Annotated in this window: 14 protein-coding genes and 1 tRNA gene; 7 read left to right on the forward strand and 8 right to left on the reverse strand. The window is 67.8% G+C overall.

Going from position 1 to position 14,365, the window contains the following annotated elements:
* Window positions 1–150: 150 nt before the first annotated feature.
* Window positions 151–624, reverse strand: coding sequence for a LapA family protein (locus tag AC1DKQ_RS16155; RefSeq protein ID WP_476885105.1), 474 nt, complete (start codon window positions 622–624; stop codon window positions 151–153).
* A gap of 293 nt (window positions 625–917) precedes the next feature.
* Here AC1DKQ_RS16155 and AC1DKQ_RS16160 point away from each other — a divergent pair, with 293 nt between their 5' ends.
* Window positions 918–1,934: a magnesium and cobalt transport protein CorA gene (locus tag AC1DKQ_RS16160; RefSeq protein WP_476885106.1), complete on the forward strand. Its 1,017-nt coding sequence runs from the start codon at window positions 918–920 to the stop codon at window positions 1,932–1,934.
* A 65-nt stretch (window positions 1,935–1,999) separates the two neighbouring features.
* Here AC1DKQ_RS16160 and AC1DKQ_RS16165 read toward each other — a convergent pair.
* Window positions 2,000–2,072 (reverse strand) — tRNA-Arg (locus AC1DKQ_RS16165).
* A gap of 245 nt (window positions 2,073–2,317) precedes the next feature.
* Between AC1DKQ_RS16165 and AC1DKQ_RS16170 the strand changes: the two genes are divergently transcribed.
* The 3 genes from AC1DKQ_RS16170 (at window position 2,318) to ettA (ending at window position 5,409) form a co-directional block, all read left to right on the forward strand.
* Window positions 2,318–2,902 (forward strand): single-stranded DNA-binding protein, encoded by a 585-nt coding sequence (locus AC1DKQ_RS16170; RefSeq protein WP_476885107.1) that lies wholly within the window; start codon window positions 2,318–2,320, stop codon window positions 2,900–2,902.
* A 67-nt stretch (window positions 2,903–2,969) separates the two neighbouring features.
* Complete coding sequence (locus AC1DKQ_RS16175) at window positions 2,970–3,563, forward strand: DUF6993 domain-containing protein (RefSeq protein ID WP_476885108.1); 594 nt, start codon at window positions 2,970–2,972, stop codon at window positions 3,561–3,563.
* Window positions 3,564–3,726: 163 nt separating this feature from the next.
* Window positions 3,727–5,409 carry an energy-dependent translational throttle protein EttA gene (ettA, locus tag AC1DKQ_RS16180; protein ID WP_476885109.1) on the forward strand — a complete coding sequence of 561 codons (1,683 nt, stop codon included), beginning with the start codon at window positions 3,727–3,729 and terminating at the stop codon, window positions 5,407–5,409.
* A 159-nt stretch (window positions 5,410–5,568) separates the two neighbouring features.
* On the opposite strand, the gene AC1DKQ_RS16185 is transcribed toward ettA, so the two are convergent.
* Entirely contained in the window at window positions 5,569–6,513 is a 945-nt protein-coding gene (locus tag AC1DKQ_RS16185) for an acyl-CoA thioesterase (RefSeq protein WP_476885110.1), read from the reverse strand.
* Between the two features lie 81 nt (window positions 6,514–6,594).
* Here AC1DKQ_RS16185 and AC1DKQ_RS16190 point away from each other — a divergent pair, with 81 nt between their 5' ends.
* Window positions 6,595–7,254, forward strand: a complete 660-nt coding sequence (locus AC1DKQ_RS16190) for a DUF8185 domain-containing protein (protein WP_476919574.1) — start codon at window positions 6,595–6,597, stop codon at window positions 7,252–7,254.
* A gap of 46 nt (window positions 7,255–7,300) precedes the next feature.
* On the opposite strand, the gene AC1DKQ_RS16195 is transcribed toward AC1DKQ_RS16190, so the two are convergent.
* Entirely contained in the window at window positions 7,301–7,759 is a 459-nt protein-coding gene (locus tag AC1DKQ_RS16195; RefSeq protein ID WP_476885112.1) for a globin, read from the reverse strand.
* 4 nt (window positions 7,760–7,763) lie between these two features.
* The gene (locus tag AC1DKQ_RS16200; protein ID WP_476885113.1) at window positions 7,764–8,423 is read right to left on the reverse strand and encodes a mechanosensitive ion channel family protein; all 660 of its coding nucleotides are present in this window, start codon (window positions 8,421–8,423) and stop codon (window positions 7,764–7,766) included.
* A 133-nt stretch (window positions 8,424–8,556) separates the two neighbouring features.
* On the opposite strand from AC1DKQ_RS16200, the gene AC1DKQ_RS16205 reads away from it, so the two are divergent.
* Window positions 8,557–9,579 (forward strand): NAD-dependent epimerase/dehydratase family protein, encoded by a 1,023-nt coding sequence (locus AC1DKQ_RS16205; protein ID WP_476919575.1) that lies wholly within the window; start codon window positions 8,557–8,559, stop codon window positions 9,577–9,579.
* A gap of 49 nt (window positions 9,580–9,628) precedes the next feature.
* Here AC1DKQ_RS16205 and AC1DKQ_RS16210 read toward each other — a convergent pair whose 3' ends face one another.
* On the reverse strand, window positions 9,629–10,114 hold the full coding sequence (locus AC1DKQ_RS16210; RefSeq protein ID WP_476919576.1) for an OsmC family protein: 486 nt from the start codon (window positions 10,112–10,114) through the stop codon (window positions 9,629–9,631).
* Between the two features lie 84 nt (window positions 10,115–10,198).
* Window positions 10,199–12,754, reverse strand: coding sequence for an aminopeptidase N (pepN, locus tag AC1DKQ_RS16215; protein WP_476885116.1), 2,556 nt, complete (start codon window positions 12,752–12,754; stop codon window positions 10,199–10,201).
* 236 nt (window positions 12,755–12,990) lie between these two features.
* Here pepN and AC1DKQ_RS16220 point away from each other — a divergent pair, with 236 nt between their 5' ends.
* The gene (locus tag AC1DKQ_RS16220; protein ID WP_476885117.1) at window positions 12,991–13,992 is read left to right on the forward strand and encodes a hypothetical protein; all 1,002 of its coding nucleotides are present in this window, start codon (window positions 12,991–12,993) and stop codon (window positions 13,990–13,992) included.
* Window positions 13,993–14,017: 25 nt separating this feature from the next.
* Here the strand turns inward: AC1DKQ_RS16220 and AC1DKQ_RS16225 are convergent, their stop codons facing one another.
* Window positions 14,018–14,314, reverse strand: coding sequence for a hypothetical protein (locus AC1DKQ_RS16225; protein WP_476885118.1), 297 nt, complete (start codon window positions 14,312–14,314; stop codon window positions 14,018–14,020).
* Between the last annotated feature and the right edge of the window lie 51 nt (window positions 14,315–14,365).

Consider the following 14,365-nt stretch of genomic DNA (forward strand, 5'->3'; position numbering starts at 1 on the left):
CGCATATCAGTCTGACAGCGCCGTCGTTCACGACGCGCCAGCCATCCAGATCAGGCCAGGGAACGGACACAAAAGAGCGGTCCAAGACAAACCAGCCTTGGACCGCTCACCCTTGCCCTCTTGACAAAGAACTCCTACATATCAGCTGTATTACCCACGGAGGTTGGTGCCGCTGGCCTGGCGGCGGACACGGTGCGCGGCGAGCCGCAGTTGGATGATGCGGGCGGCTCCGGCGATGGCGACCAGCACGCCGCCGCCGACGGCCGCGATGAACAGTGCCATGCCGAGCGGGACCGATCCTTCGAGGCCAAAGAACTTCACCTGCACGTATTCCTGGTTCTGCAGGATGAAGGCGATGAGCACGATGAGCACCACCAGCGCGCAGGCAACCGCGGCCCAGACCATTCCCGCGCGGGTGACTTGGCGGGCTTCCGGGGCGGGGGCCGGCGCCGGTACGTCTGCACGGGAAGTTTCAGTGCGCGCCGCGGGCACCCCTGAACGGGATGTTTCAACCTCGGAGGTCCCGGAACCTGTCCCGGACGTGGCGTCAGCGGCGCCCGGGGGCTGCGTGGTCAGGGCGTCGTCGGCATTGTTGGTGTCGAAGCTTCGGGGTGTCTCGGTCATAGCGGCCGTACCTTTCGATTGCGGGCAGGGCGCATAGACATTCTCTTGCGGCCTCCCGGTCCATTCAATACTAAGCGTGCTGATGGGTTGGAGTGGCCTGGCAGTTGGGCGCGCCGGTCGGACGCACCGCCCACGCCGGAAACTTTGCCGGCCGGGGTCCGGGCGAGCGCCGTCGCGCTCTCATTGTCCCCGGCAATCCGAAGGCGGTTGTGGGCCAGGGCGGCCTGTTGGCACCGGCCCGGGCACGGTATAACGTCACAGCCAAGGGATTGCCTTGAAGAGGAGGCGCGGCCGTGACCATTATTGATAACGCCGTCTACGTGGACGGTCACCGGACCGCCGACCCGGAAGGCCTCGAGGAGACCTATTTTCTCCTGCGGCAGCGCCAGGGCATGGCCTGGATCGGGCTGTACCGGCCGGAGCCTGATGAGCTGCGCTCGGTGGCCGAGGAATTCGACCTCAGCCACCTGGCCGTGGAGGACGCGCTCGCCGGCCACCAGCGCGCCAAGCTGGAACACTATGGCGAAACTTTGTTCCTGGTTCTGCGGCCCGCCCGCTATCTGGACGAAGTGGAGAAGGTCGAGTTCGGCGAGATCCATGTGTTCGCCGGGCCGGACTTTGTGGTGACGGTCCGCCGGGCAGAGTCTCCCGATCTTGCCCGGGTGCGCCGGCGCATGGAGTCCGAGCCGGAGTTCCTGGCGCTCGGTCCGGATGCGGTCTTGTACGCGATTCTGGACCAGGTGGTGGACGAGTATGAGCCGGTGGCCGCGGGGCTGGAAAACGACATCGATGAAATCGAAGATGACCTGTTCGCCGCCGATCCAGGGGTGTCGCGCAGGATTTATGAGCTCTCCCGCCAGGTCATCACGTTCCAGCGTGCGACGGCCCCTCTGGCTGGAATCCTGCAGGCCCTTATGGGCAGCGGACCGGACGGGGTGCCGAACCCCGAACTGCAGGACCATTTCCGCGACGTCCTGGATCACGCCATCAGGCTGGGGGAGCGGGTGTCTGCCTTCCGTGCCTTGCTGCAAAATGCGTTGGCCGTCAACGCAGCCCTTGTGGCGCAGCGGCAGAACGACGAAATGCGGCTCCTGACGGAGTCGAGCTTCGCCCAAAACGAGGAAGTCAAGCGGATCTCGTCGTGGGCTGCGATCCTGTTCGCGCCGACGTTGATCGCGTCGATCTACGGCATGAACTTCCGCGCAATGCCTGAGCTCGACTGGATTTTCGGTTATCCGATGGCACTCGGACTCATGGTGGTCATGGGCGGGATCCTGTTCCTGGCGTTCAAGCACAACAAGTGGATCTGACGTTCTGGTTGAAATGGGAAGCGGCCCTGACCCTTGCGTTGTCGCAGGTCAGAGCCGCTCTCTTGTGCCCCAGGAGGGAATCGAACCCCCGACCGGCGGATTAGAAGGCCGCTGCTCTATCCCCTGAGCTACTGGGGCACGGTGGCACCCACCGGCCGCTGCCGGGGGACGCCTCAAAAAGTTTACAGTGCCGGACGGCCGGTGGGGGTCAACCGGTCAACCCTGGACGGTGGCCGGTCCTGCGGCCCGGACCATTCAACACACCACCATCGCCACTGCAGGAAGTTTTCCACATGGCACAGCCGGGCCCTCCCCGGCGGCGGCCCGCGGCGGGAAGCTGGAACTGCCCGGCTGGGCACGACAATTCGAGACAGGACATGAGAATGAGCGACAACATTACGGTCCGTGGCTTCGTCGCCTCGGAGATCAGAAGCGCAACCACCCCCGGTGGCGTGGCCACGGCGTCCTTCCGGTTCGGCGCCACCGAGCGCCGTTACGACCGCGGTTCCAGCACCTGGGTGGACGGCAACACCAACTGGTTCACTGTCCAGGGATACCGGCAACTGGCCGGCAACATCGGCTGCAGCATCAAGAAAGGCCAGCGGGTCATCGTGGTTGGCCGGCTGAAGATGCGCAGCTGGGAAAAGGACGGCAGGGTCTACCACGACGCCGAAATTAACGCGGAGTCAGTCGGCCACGACCTCATGTGGGGCACTGCCAACTTCATCCGCTCATCCGGAACCGGAATCCAGGCGGCCGCCGGCTCCGGTGCCCCTGGTGCACCCGGTAGTGGGGACGGCGATGACGGCGGACCCCAGACCCAGCCAGGGGATACAGCCGGGGACACAGACGGTGATGCTGGCGGGGATGACGACGGCGGGCCCCGTGCCACCTTCATCAGTGACGCGAGTGGCGAGGAAGAGGAGGTGGACCAGGAAACCGGCGAACTGAAAGGGGCCGCAGCCTGAATCCCGTGGGCCGGTGGACCATACCCAGGACGCCGGACCGGGCACCACAGCGTGGCAAGATGGCCGGATGCAACATGCCAGCATCGGCGCAGGACCCGCGGCGGCCGCCGCTGCGGAACCGGGGGCGGCTACTACCGCCACGGGCGGGGCCCAACGCCGCCGCGGCGGCAGGAAAGTTCCAGGGGCCGCAACCGTCGTGCCGCTCCTGCTCGTGCTCCTGCTCGTGCTTCTCCCCAACGCTTCTGCTGGGGCGACGCCGACCGGCGGCAGCGGAGTCGAGGCCTCTGGAGCCGGGCATTCTGAAGGCGCGACTTCCGCAGCTTCCCCACCCCCGGCTGGGCAGGCGCGCGGCGGCGGGGCCGGGACATCCGGGCCCGACATGAAATCCAAGGTCGAGTCGGTCCTGGACACCGCCGTCCGCGGCGGGGGCCAGCCCGAAACAGCGGGCATCCGCGAGTCTTTGGTCAACGCCGGGATCCCAGCCGGCGACGTGGAAGTCACCGCCAGCCGGACACCCACGGGCCTGGCTGCCGACGCCGTCGAGGCCGGTGTGCGAGATGGCAGGAGTTGCGTCGTTGCCCAGATCCGCCACGGCAGCGTCGCCGTCAGCGTGGTGCCGATCTTGGCCTCGGGCGGCTGCCTCGTGGGCGTCCAGGACTGAACCGATCCGTCCATGGCCGGGAACGGCCGGGCACGGCGGCCGGTGCAGCCGGGGCCAATGAAGCGACAGCAACGGCAACGGCAGCGGCAACCGGGCCGTCCCGGGGGCGCATCGCGGCTTATGGAATGTGAGTTATCCCGGCCGAACCACTAGATTTGTAGGCATGGCGGAATTTATCTACACAATGACCAAGGCCCGTAAGGCTGTCGGCGAAAAACTCATCCTTGACGACGTAAGCATGTCCTTCTTCCCGGGGGCCAAGATTGGCGTTGTCGGCCCGAATGGTGCCGGTAAGTCCACCATTCTGAAGATCATGGCAGGCCTGGACACTCCCTCCAACGGCGAGGCCCGGCTCAGCCCCGGCTACTCGGTAGGCATCCTCCTGCAGGAGCCGCCGCTGAACGAAGACAAGACTGTCCTGGGCAATGTCCAGGAAGGCGTCGGCGAAATCATCGGCAAGATCCAGCGCTTCAACGAGATCTCCGAGGAAATGGCCAGCCCCGACGCTGACTACGATGTCCTCCTTGAGGAAATGGGTCAGCTGCAGGAAGCGATTGACGCCGCCGATGCCTGGGACCTCGATTCCCAGCTGGAACAGGCCATGGACGCCCTCCGTTGCCCGCCGCCGGAAGCCGACGTCACCCTGCTCTCCGGTGGTGAGCGCCGACGCGTCGCCCTCTGCAAGCTCCTGCTCCAGAAGCCGGACCTGCTGCTCCTCGACGAGCCCACCAACCACCTCGACGCCGAGAGCGTGCTGTGGCTCGAGCAGCACCTCTCCAGCTACCCCGGCGCCGTCCTCGCCGTCACCCACGACCGGTACTTCCTCGACCACGTGGCCGAGTGGATCGCCGAAGTGGACCGCGGCCACCTCTACCCGTACGAGGGCAACTACTCCACGTACCTGGAGAAGAAGCGCGCCCGCCTGGAAGTCCAGGGCAAGAAGGACGCCAAGCAGGCCAAGCGCCTGACTGAGGAACTCGAATGGGTCCGGTCCAACGCCAAGGGACGCCAGACCAAGTCCAAGGCCCGTCTGGCCCGCTACGAGGAAATGGCCGCCGAGGCCGACCGCACCCGCAAGCTCGACTTCGAAGAGATCCAGATCCCGCCGGGACCGCGCCTCGGCGGACTCGTGCTGGAGGCCAAGGATCTCCAGAAGGGCTTCGATGACCGCACCCTGATCGACGGACTGTCCTTCACCCTGCCCCGCAACGGCATCGTCGGCGTCATCGGCCCCAACGGCGTCGGCAAGTCCACGCTCTTCAAGACCATCGTGGGCCTGGAACCGCTCGACGGCGGCGAATTGAAGATCGGCGATTCCGTCAAGATCTCCTACGCCGACCAGAGCCGTGGCGGCATCGACCCGAACAAGACCCTCTGGGAAGTCGTCTCCGACGGCCTCGACTACATCCAGGTCGGCCACGTCGAAATGCCGTCCCGCGCCTACGTGGCCGCCTTCGGTTTCAAGGGCCCGGACCAGCAGAAGAAGGCCGGGGTGCTCTCCGGTGGTGAGCGCAACCGCCTCAACCTGGCGCTGACCCTCAAGCAGGGCGGCAACCTGCTGCTGCTCGACGAACCGACTAACGACCTCGACGTCGAAACCCTCAGCAGCCTCGAAAACGCCCTGCTCGAATTCCCGGGCTGCGCCGTGGTGGTCTCGCACGACCGCTGGTTCCTGGACCGGGTGGCCACCCACATCCTGGCTTACGAAGGCGACGAGGAGAACCCGTCCCAGTGGTACTGGTTCGAGGGCAACTTCGAGTCCTACGAGGAGAACAAGGTGGAGCGCCTGGGCCCGGACGCGGCCAAGCCGCACCGCGTCACGCACCGCCGCCTCACCCGCGACTAAGCCCGCAAGGCTTACAGCGCCACGAAAAAGCCGGCTCCCCGCGCTGCAGTTCAGCGTGAGGAGCCGGCTTTTGTGTGCCCTGGGAGTCTTCGTGCCGGCCAGCGGACGGGCGAGCTAGCTACGCTCGGCCTTGCGCATCTGGTGCTGCAGCACTCTGGATTAGACGGCGGCCCGCACGGCGCCGTTCACGGTGTTCTTGAAGTCGTTCGGGACGCGGACCATGCCTTCCTGGGCCACCGTCGCGACGTGCCGGCCGTCCCGGCTGAAGATCTTGCCGGTGGCGAGGCCCCGGGCGCCCTGGGCGCTGGGGGACTCCTGGACGTACAGGAGCCAGTCGTCCACCCTGACCGGCCGGTGCCACCACATCGCGTGGTCCAGGCTCGCCACGGACATCCCGGGCGTAATCCAGCTCATCCCGTGCCTGCGGAGGACGGACTCCAGCAGGGTGTAGTCGCTTGCGTAGGCCAGGGCGGCCCGGTGCAGGCCGGCGTCGTCGGGCATGGGGCCGAAGGTCTTCATCCAGACGGCGTTGCGTGCCTCCTTGGGCCCCTTGGCCGAGACATACAGCGCGGGATCGACGTGGCGGATATCGAACGGCCGCTCGTAGGCCCAGTGCCGGGCCACGGGATGGTCGACCTGGCCCAGCAGGTCCGCGGTGCTGGGCAACGATTCAGGGTCCGGGATCCCGGCGGGCATCTCGGACTGGTGCTCGATCCCCTCGTCCTCGGCCTGGAAGGACGCGATCATCGACAGGATGGGCATGCCGTCCTGGTAGGCGTGGACGCGGCGGGCCGAGAACGACCGGCCGTCGCGCAGGCGCTGCACCCCGAAGGTGATCGGCTGGTTGGCGTCTCCCGGGCGGAGGAAGTACCCGTGCATGGAGTGGACACTGCGGTCCGGGTCGACGGTGCGGCTGCCGGCGATCAGGGACTGCGCCAGCACCTGGCCGCCGAAGACGCGCTGCCCGGGCTGCTGCTGGGAGGGACCCATGAAGATGTCCTCGTCCGTCCGCGCGCCCTCGAGCTCGCCGAGGTTGAGGAGCTGGATGAGCGAGGAGGTGGGGTTCTGGGTCGGGAGCCCCAGTCCGGCTTCGGCTTCAGTCATGGTCTGACTCTAGACGGCACTGTGACACTGCTCAAAAATGGGGCGCCGCTCCAAAGAAGCGCAGCCGGTAGAGTCGGTAGTGTGTCTGATGTCCTAACCCAGCCCCTGCAGTTCTCCGATCCCCGCGATCTCGATGACCTGCGCACCTTCGCCACGCGCGCCAAGTCCATTGACGACGGCGCCATCCGGCTCCAGGCCGCTGGCCCGGTCCTGGCCGCCTACGTCTGCGTCCTGCGGCCCCGGCTCCTGGGTGAATCCACGCCCACCATCCTGGGGCTGCGGACCATGGCGCTGGCACAGCCGGCGGACACTGACGTGACAGTGCCGCTGTCCGCCGTGCTGGACCGTTTGGCGCGGGCGGGGGAGCACGACGTCGAACTTCCCGTCCCGCCGGTGACCGTCAGCGAGTCGTGGGCCGGGATCGGGGCGCCGCGGGCCGGCTGGGAACTGCTCGGCACCGTTCAGGACAGCAAACTGCGGGCCGCCGCCGAGGCCGGCATCAGGGAGATCGCCGCGCTCATCCCGGACAAGCCGGGGGCGCTGATCGTCAACAACGCCCGGGCCACGGTCTGGGGCCGGGAACTGCCCGACGCCGGCGGCCTGCCGGCCGGCGCCGCTTTCGCCGGGCTGACCCTGGGCTTCCTGTTCGACGGCGAACAAAGGCTGTACCGGGCCGGACGCTGGTTCCGGCTCAGCGGCACCCGCGGCCACGTGCTGGTCCGGACCGGCACGGGTCTCTAGGAAGCTTCAGCAAAAGCTTCAGGCAAGCTCCAGACACCGTCCGCGCTCAGGCCTCCGACGGGCTGTTCACCATGGACAGGGCCGCCCGCTCCATGTAGTCCCAGAGCGTTCCCTCGTACAACGGCGGCAGCTCCAGGGCGTCCACCGCGGCGCGCATGTGGAACAGCCAGCGTTCTTTGGCCTCCGGCGTCACCCGGAACGGCATGTGGCGCATCCGCAGCCGGGGGTGCCCGCGCTCCTCGCCGTAGGTGGTGGGCCCGCCCCAGTACTGTTCCAGGAACATCAGGAAGCGCCGCTTGGCCGGGCCGAGGTCCTCTTCCGGGTACATGGCGCGCAGCAGCGCATCGGTCGCGACGCCGTCGTAGAAGACGTCGACGAGCTTCACGAAAGTCTTGTGGCCACCCACGGCGTCATAGAAGTTGTCGGTGTAGCCGGGCTGGCTGAACGGATCGTTCTGCAGCAGTTGCCTGGGCTGGCGTGGTTCGCCGGCGCTGGGAATCGTCATGGCTCTATTCTCCGGCCTGCTGCTGGGGCGTGGCATCGGCCTCTTCGGCCGGCAGGGCAGACGGCGCGATGTAATTGCCCTGGGAACGGTTGCCCACGCGCAGGATTTCGCCGTTGCGCAGGTACCAGATGGTGCCGTCATCCGCGCGGACGCGCGTGATCCGCAGGTTCATGGCCTCCACCGTGCCCACAACCTCGGAGGTTTCGATGACATCGCCGATCCCGTACTGGTCCTCGAGCGTGATGAAGATGCCGGCCAGGAAGTCGCGGATCAGCTGCTGGGCGCCGAAGCCGATGGCGATACCGAGGATACCGACGCTGGTCAGCAGCGGTGCAATGTCCACGTTCAGGTATTTGAGCACGTACACGATGGTGAGGACGGCCACCAGGACGCCGACAACGCTGTTGAGCAGTGCGCCAATGGTGTGGGCCCGCTGGACCCGGCGCTCGTGGTCCAGTGCCCGCAGAGCGGGGGACACCCAGCGGAAATGCCGCTTCTTGAAGAATGTGCTGCCCTCGGCGACACGCTTGGTGATTCCGGCGATCACGAAGGACGCCAGCAGCCACACGGCGACGCCGATCCCCAGGGCTATCAGGGCGCCCGGCAGATTGACGGCGGCGATTTCTTGAGCGGTGATTGGTTCGATGGTGGTCAGGCTGATCATCGGTGGGGGAAAACTCCTTGTTGCTTCGTCCCCGGCTGCCGCCAGCGGGGCTGGGCATCCGGATAGGCGGCCGGCGTTCGCCGGGCGCATAACACTCTGGTCTACGTCAACATTAGCGCCGTAGCGTGGCCCCATGCGCATCCTGGTCCTTGGCGGCACCGCCTTCCTCTCAGCCGAAATAGCCCGGCAGGCCTTGGCCGCCAGCCACGACGTCACCTGTCTCGCGCGTGGCACGGCCTCCGCACCGCCCGACGGCGCCGCCTGGCTGCGCGCGGACCGCACGCAGGGAAAGGCCGCCTACGAGGGGGCCGCCGGCAGCGGCGCGTGGGACGCCGTCGTCGACGTTTCGCGGGACCCTGACCAGGCGCGGGAGGCGCTAGAGGCGCTGGCCGGCTCGGCCCGGCACTGGACCTTCATCTCCAGCTGCTCGGTCTACGCGGACCATTCTGTGGCCGGCGCCGCCGAAGACGCTGAGCTGCTCCCAGCGCTGGCTCCGGGCACGGAACTGACGATGGACAACTACGGGGAAGCCAAGTCCGCGATCGAGCACTGGACCCGGGAACTGGCAGGGGACACGGCGCACCTCTGCCGCGCCGGCCTGATCGGCGGACCCGGGGACGGCTCCGACCGTTACGGGTACTGGCCGGCCCGTTTTGCCCGGGACGACGATCCTGTCCTGGTTCCGGACATCCCCGCCAACGCCACCCAGATCATCGACGTCCGCGACCTCGCGTCCTGGATCCTCACCGCCGCCGAAAACGGCACCACCGGGGCGCTGAACGCCGTCGGCGAGCCGGTTCCCTTTGCCGCCTACCTGGAGGAAACGCGTCAACTCGCCGACGCCGAGTCGGAGGCGGTTGTCGCCCCCGGGGACTGGCTGGCGTCCCACGGCGCGAACTACTGGGCCGGTCCGGACTCGCTGCCGCTGTGGCTGCCGCCAGGCCACGAGGGCTTCGCGGCCCGCAGTAATGACGCTGCCCGGGCGGCCGGACTGCACATCCGGCCCTGGATGGACACCCTGCGGGACACGCTGGAGGACGAACGCCGCCGCGGGCTCGGCCGCGAACGCAAAGCCGGGATGAGCCCGGAGACGGAACGCCGGATCGTGGCCGAGTACAGAGCAGAGGCCTCAGCCGGGCCCGGCCGACGCGGCTGACGGGCCCGGCGGAACGTGTTCAGGCGGAACGTGGTCAGGCGGAACGTGGTCAGTCCGCCTGGCCCTCCACCACGGCCGTGGGCTGGTGCAGTACCGGGAAATTGACGCTGCGGGCGATGAAACAGACCTTGTTGGCCTCGACGTGAAGCTCCTCCAGGAGATCCGGGGCCGCCGGTCCCGCCAGGGTCACCCTGGGCTTCAGCGTGACGGATTCGAACTGCCCGCTGCCGTCCCGGTTGGTCCGCATCAGGGCCTCGGCGCGGTCCTCATAGGCCGTCACCACCACCCCGTGCTTCACGGCCACGTGCAGGAAGGAGAGCATGTGGCACTGCGAGAGCGCGGCCAGGAGCAGCTGTTCGGGGTTGTAGCGCTCCCGGTCCCCGTGGAAGGTCGGATCGGCGGAGCCGCGCAACACCGGCAGCCCGGGGATCTCGACGTCGTGGTCGCGTGAGTAGCCGCGGTACGTGGAGGTCCCGGCCCCGAGGTTCCCGGTCCAGCGGACGGTCAGTGCGTAGCGGTGTTCGTCAAGGCTCATGACTCCAGCCTAGAACGCCGGAACCCCGGCGCCGCACGGGGGCGGCGCCGGGGTTCCAGGATTGCCGGGGCAACGGTGACTTTCCTAGTCGACGTCGGCCTGGCGGGCCCGCAGGGAGCGTTCCACGCCGTCGCGGTTCTCCAGCATCATCCGGCGCAGCGCCGAGCTGTCCTCCGGAAGCGAGGCCAGGAAATCATCCGTCCGGTCCACGGTGGCCTGCGTGGTCAGCTGGGCCGGGTAGAGCCCGACGACGATCTGCGAGGCGAGCGCGTGGGTGCGGTTGGCCATGATGCCCGGGACGGCTTCGAAGTATTTCTCGGCGTACGGCTCCAGCAGGGACGTGTCCAGGACCCGGGTGAAACCGGCCACCGCGGAGCCCTGCAGGGCGTTGGACAGATCGCCCTTGACCACAATCGACTCCCAGGCTTCGGCCTTGGCTTCCGGAGTGGGGATGGCGGCCTTGGCCAGGGCCGCCGCGTTCTGGCCGTTGGAGGTGTTGTCGTGCCCCAGTTCCTCGTCGATCCGTTCCTGCCCGGCGCGGCCGCCTGCCACGAGGGACGCCAGCAGCTCCCAGCGCAGGTCCTGGTCCACGCTCAGCCCGTCGAGGGTGAGCGAGCCGTCCAGCAGCCCGGACACCGTGTCCAGCTGGCCAGCGCTGCGGGCCAGCAGGGCGTAGGACTTCACGAACTGCAGCTGGGCGTCCGAACCTGCCGGCACGGACGAGGCGAGATCCCAGAGCCTATCGGTGGCGGCCACGGCCGTGGCCTCCTTGTGCTCCTCGGCCACATAGAAGGTCAGCGTGGTGGCCAGTTGCCGGAGCTGGACCAGGATCACGGAGGAATCGGATTCCTCGGCAATGTTGGCCAGGATCAGGTCCACGTACCCGCGGGCCGGGGATTCGCCGTCGCGCGCCGCGTCCCAGGCCGATCCCCAGACAAGGGTGCGGGGGAGGCTCTGGCTGAAGTCCTTCAGGTGGGCCGTCGCGGTGGCGAGCGACTTCGGATCCAGGCGGACCTTGGCGTAGGCGAGGTCGTCGTCGTTGAGCAGGACCAGGTCCGGCTGGGCCAGGCCGGCCAGGGCCGGGACGTCGGTGCGCTCGCCGTCGACGTCGAGCTCCACCCGGTGCACGCGCTCCAGCTTGCCGGCCCCGTTGAGGTTGTAGAAGCCGACGGCCAGGCGGTGTGGGCGCAGCGTCGGCTCGCTCTCGATCGCCGACTGCACGATGGCGAAGGAGCCGATGGTGCCGTCCGCGTTGGCCGAGATCTCCGGCGTCAGGGTGTTGACGCCGGCGGTCTCCAGCCAGAGCTGCCCCCACTTTTCGAGGTCACGGCCGCTGGCCTTCTCGAGTTCGGCCATGAGGTCGCTGAGCTCGGTGTTCTGCCAGGCGTGCTTGCTGAAGTACTCGCGCACCCCGGACATGAATTCCTCCGGGCCCACCCAGGCCACGAGCTGGCGCAGCACCGAGGCGCCCTTGGCGTACGTGATGCCGTCGAAGTTCACCTCGACATCCTGGAGGTCGTTGATCTCGGCGAAAATCGGGTGGGTGGTGGGCAGCTGGTCCTGCCGGTACGCCCAGGACTTCTCCACGGAGGCGAAGGTGGTCCAGGCGTGGTCGAACTCGGTGTTCTCCACGGCGGCCAGGTGGGACATGTACTCGGCGAAGGACTCGTTGAGCCAGAGGTCATTCCACCAGCGCATCGTCACGAGGTCACCGAACCACATGTGCGCGAGCTCGTGCAGCACGGTGATGGCGCGGCGTTCCACCTGGGCGTCGGTGACCTTGCCGCGGAAGACGTAGCCTTCCAGGATGGTGACCGCCCCGGCGTTTTCCATGGCACCGGCGTTGAACTCGGGCACGAAGAGCTGGTCATACTTCTCGAACGGGTACGGGCAGCCGAACTGGGCCTCGAAGAATTCGAAGCCCTGCCGGGTGAGCTCGAAGATGTTCTCGGCATCGAGGTACTGCATGAGCGACTTGCGGGCGAAGATGCCCAAGGGAGTGACCCGGCCTTCCGCCGAGGTGACCTCGCTGCGCACCGACTGGTACGGCCCGGCGATCAGGGCGGTGACATAGGAGGAGAGCCGCGGAGTGGGGGTGAACTCCCAGACGGAGCGGGCGCCCCCGTCCTCGCCGGGGAGGGTCGGAACCGGCACCGGGGTGGGGGAGTTGGAGACGAGATCCCAGTGCGAGGGGGCGGTGACGGTGAACGTGAAGCTGGCCTTGAGGTCGGGCTGTTCGAAGACGGCGAACATGCGCCGCGAGTCCGGGACCTCGAACTGGGTGTACAGGTAGACCTCGTTGTCCACAGGATCCACGAAGCGGTGCAGGCCTTCGCCGGTGTTCATGTAGGGCGCGTCGGCAACCACGAGCAGGTGGTTCTCGGCCGCCAGGTCCGGGAGCTGGATGCGGATCCCGTCGGAGACCTCGGCCGGGTCCAGTTCGCGGCCGTTGAGGCTCACGCTGTGCACGGCGTGGGTCACTGCGTCGATGAAGGTCGACGAGCCCGGCTTGGCCCGGAACTTCACGGCAGTGGTGGAGCCGAACACTTTATCGCCGCGCGTCAGGTCAAGGCTGACCTCATAGGAGTCGACGTCGATCAGGGCGGCGCGCTCGCGGGCTTCGGCGCGGGTCAGGTTCATACCGGGCAAAGGGGCCTCCAGAAGAAGATGGATACTGCCGGCCGGCCGCAGCCGCCGACGATACTGTGAAATTATTCTTTCACGTCAGCGGCCCGTGGCAAGTTAGCCCGCTCCCTTTGTCCTTGAACGGTGCCTTGAGCGTCGCGTCCCGGAATCCGCGCTGAGGCACCGGGTCGGACCCTGGCCTGCGCCGATACCTCCCGTCGCGGCAGGCGCGGCCGGGGTAGCGTTGGAGTATGGGAAAGCTTCGGGACTCGGTCGATGTCAGGGCCATGCGTTTTGCCATCGGGTTCCCCATGGTGCTGGCGGCCGGATTCGTGGTGTGCGCGCTTCTGCTGCGCCCTGAGCTGCCCGAGCCGCTGGCCGTCCGCTGGACCGACGCCGGCGCCGTGGACTTCGCGCCGTTCGGCGTCTTCGTGGGCGCCAGCGCCGCGCTGATCGTAGTGGTGGGCTGGGCCGTGCTGCTGCAGGCCGTGCCGCTGTCCAGGCCTGTGATGATGCGCCGGATCATGATGGGCGCCGGGTTTGCCTTGAGCCTCTTCGTCACCACCGTCCTCGCCGCCGCCCTCGTGGGCCAGCTGGGACTGCCCGACGCGCGGGGCTCCCATGTGGACGCCTCGGTCCTGGCCCTGGGAAGCGGTGCAGCCCTCGCCATGGGCTTCGTCATGGGCATGGTCTTCAAGGCAGACGAACGCTGGTCTGTCGATGACGACCTCGGCATGCGCCAGGCCCTCGAACGCGAACAGGATCCGGAACTGGCCAGGGACCGGGTAAGCCTCTGGGTCCACGCCCGCAGCTCGATCTTCGTCATGCTGGGCATCGCGACGCTGCTGCCTGCCGCCCTTTTCACCATTGCCGTGCCGTGGCTGTCCGTACTCCTGGTGGCTGCGGCCCTGGTGGTGGCGGCGTTCCTGGTGGCCAGGATCCGGGTGGACCGCAGCGGCCTGCACGTCTTCGCAGCAGGGTTCGTCCGGGTGATGGATGTTCCGGCCGCGGCCATCGACGCCGCCACGCCCAGGGACGTCACCGCGGCGGACTATGGCGGGTGGGGATACCGGATCCACGGCAACACCACGGCGATGCTGGTCAGCAGCGGCCCCGCGGTGGTCATCGACCGCTCGGACGGGCGCCGGCTGGCGGTGAGCGGCGGAAGCGCCACCGCGGCGGACAACATTGCCCAAACGCTGTCCCGGGTGGCGGACCGGGCCCGGCGGAACGGCGAGACGCCCGCCGTGTAGCCCGCCGGCAGCCAGTACCGCACGGCTAGTACTGAAGGAAGCCGCTTTGAACAGCCTGCAAGTCGGCCGCCAGGGCGTCCATGCCCGGGGTCGGCTGGCCCGGTGGCTCTGAAGGGTCACCGAACCACTTGTGCCAGACTGCGGCCACAGCCTCCGGCGTAATCGCCCCGCCGGCCGTTATCAGCGCGGCGAAGTCCTCCATCTCCGGGTCGTACTCTGTGTCCGGAGCCCCGTGGGCTATGACGCCGGCCAGGTCGTGGGCGTTGAGGAGTTCAGTGACGGCGCTGCGGAGCCGGGCGTATGCCGGTGTGACGGGATCCATTGGCGCCATTCTAGGAGCAATCGGGGCGGTGCGGCAGAGGGACGGCCGCAT

This window comes from Arthrobacter sp. 05L421 (assembly GCF_056397785.1).

Bases quoted from the DNA above. Each gene is read 5' to 3' on its own strand.
- AC1DKQ_RS16155 (WP_476885105.1), bottom strand. From the start codon at position 624: ATGACCGAGACACCCCGAAGCTTCGACACCAACAATGCCGACGACGCC.
- AC1DKQ_RS16170 (WP_476885107.1), top strand. From the start codon at position 2,318: ATGAGCGACAACATTACGGTCCGTGGCTTCGTCGCCTCGGAGATCAGA.
- AC1DKQ_RS16175 (WP_476885108.1), top strand. From the start codon at position 2,970: ATGCAACATGCCAGCATCGGCGCAGGACCCGCGGCGGCCGCCGCTGCG.
- ettA (WP_476885109.1), top strand. From the start codon at position 3,727: ATGGCGGAATTTATCTACACAATGACCAAGGCCCGTAAGGCTGTCGGC.
- AC1DKQ_RS16185 (WP_476885110.1), bottom strand. From the start codon at position 6,513: ATGACTGAAGCCGAAGCCGGACTGGGGCTCCCGACCCAGAACCCCACC.
- AC1DKQ_RS16195 (WP_476885112.1), bottom strand. From the start codon at position 7,759: ATGACGATTCCCAGCGCCGGCGAACCACGCCAGCCCAGGCAACTGCTG.
- AC1DKQ_RS16200 (WP_476885113.1), bottom strand. From the start codon at position 8,423: ATGATCAGCCTGACCACCATCGAACCAATCACCGCTCAAGAAATCGCC.
- AC1DKQ_RS16205 (WP_476919575.1), top strand. From the start codon at position 8,557: ATGCGCATCCTGGTCCTTGGCGGCACCGCCTTCCTCTCAGCCGAAATA.
- AC1DKQ_RS16210 (WP_476919576.1), bottom strand. From the start codon at position 10,114: ATGAGCCTTGACGAACACCGCTACGCACTGACCGTCCGCTGGACCGGG.
- pepN (WP_476885116.1), bottom strand. From the start codon at position 12,754: ATGAACCTGACCCGCGCCGAAGCCCGCGAGCGCGCCGCCCTGATCGAC.
- AC1DKQ_RS16220 (WP_476885117.1), top strand. From the start codon at position 12,991: ATGGGAAAGCTTCGGGACTCGGTCGATGTCAGGGCCATGCGTTTTGCC.
- AC1DKQ_RS16225 (WP_476885118.1), bottom strand. From the start codon at position 14,314: ATGGATCCCGTCACACCGGCATACGCCCGGCTCCGCAGCGCCGTCACT.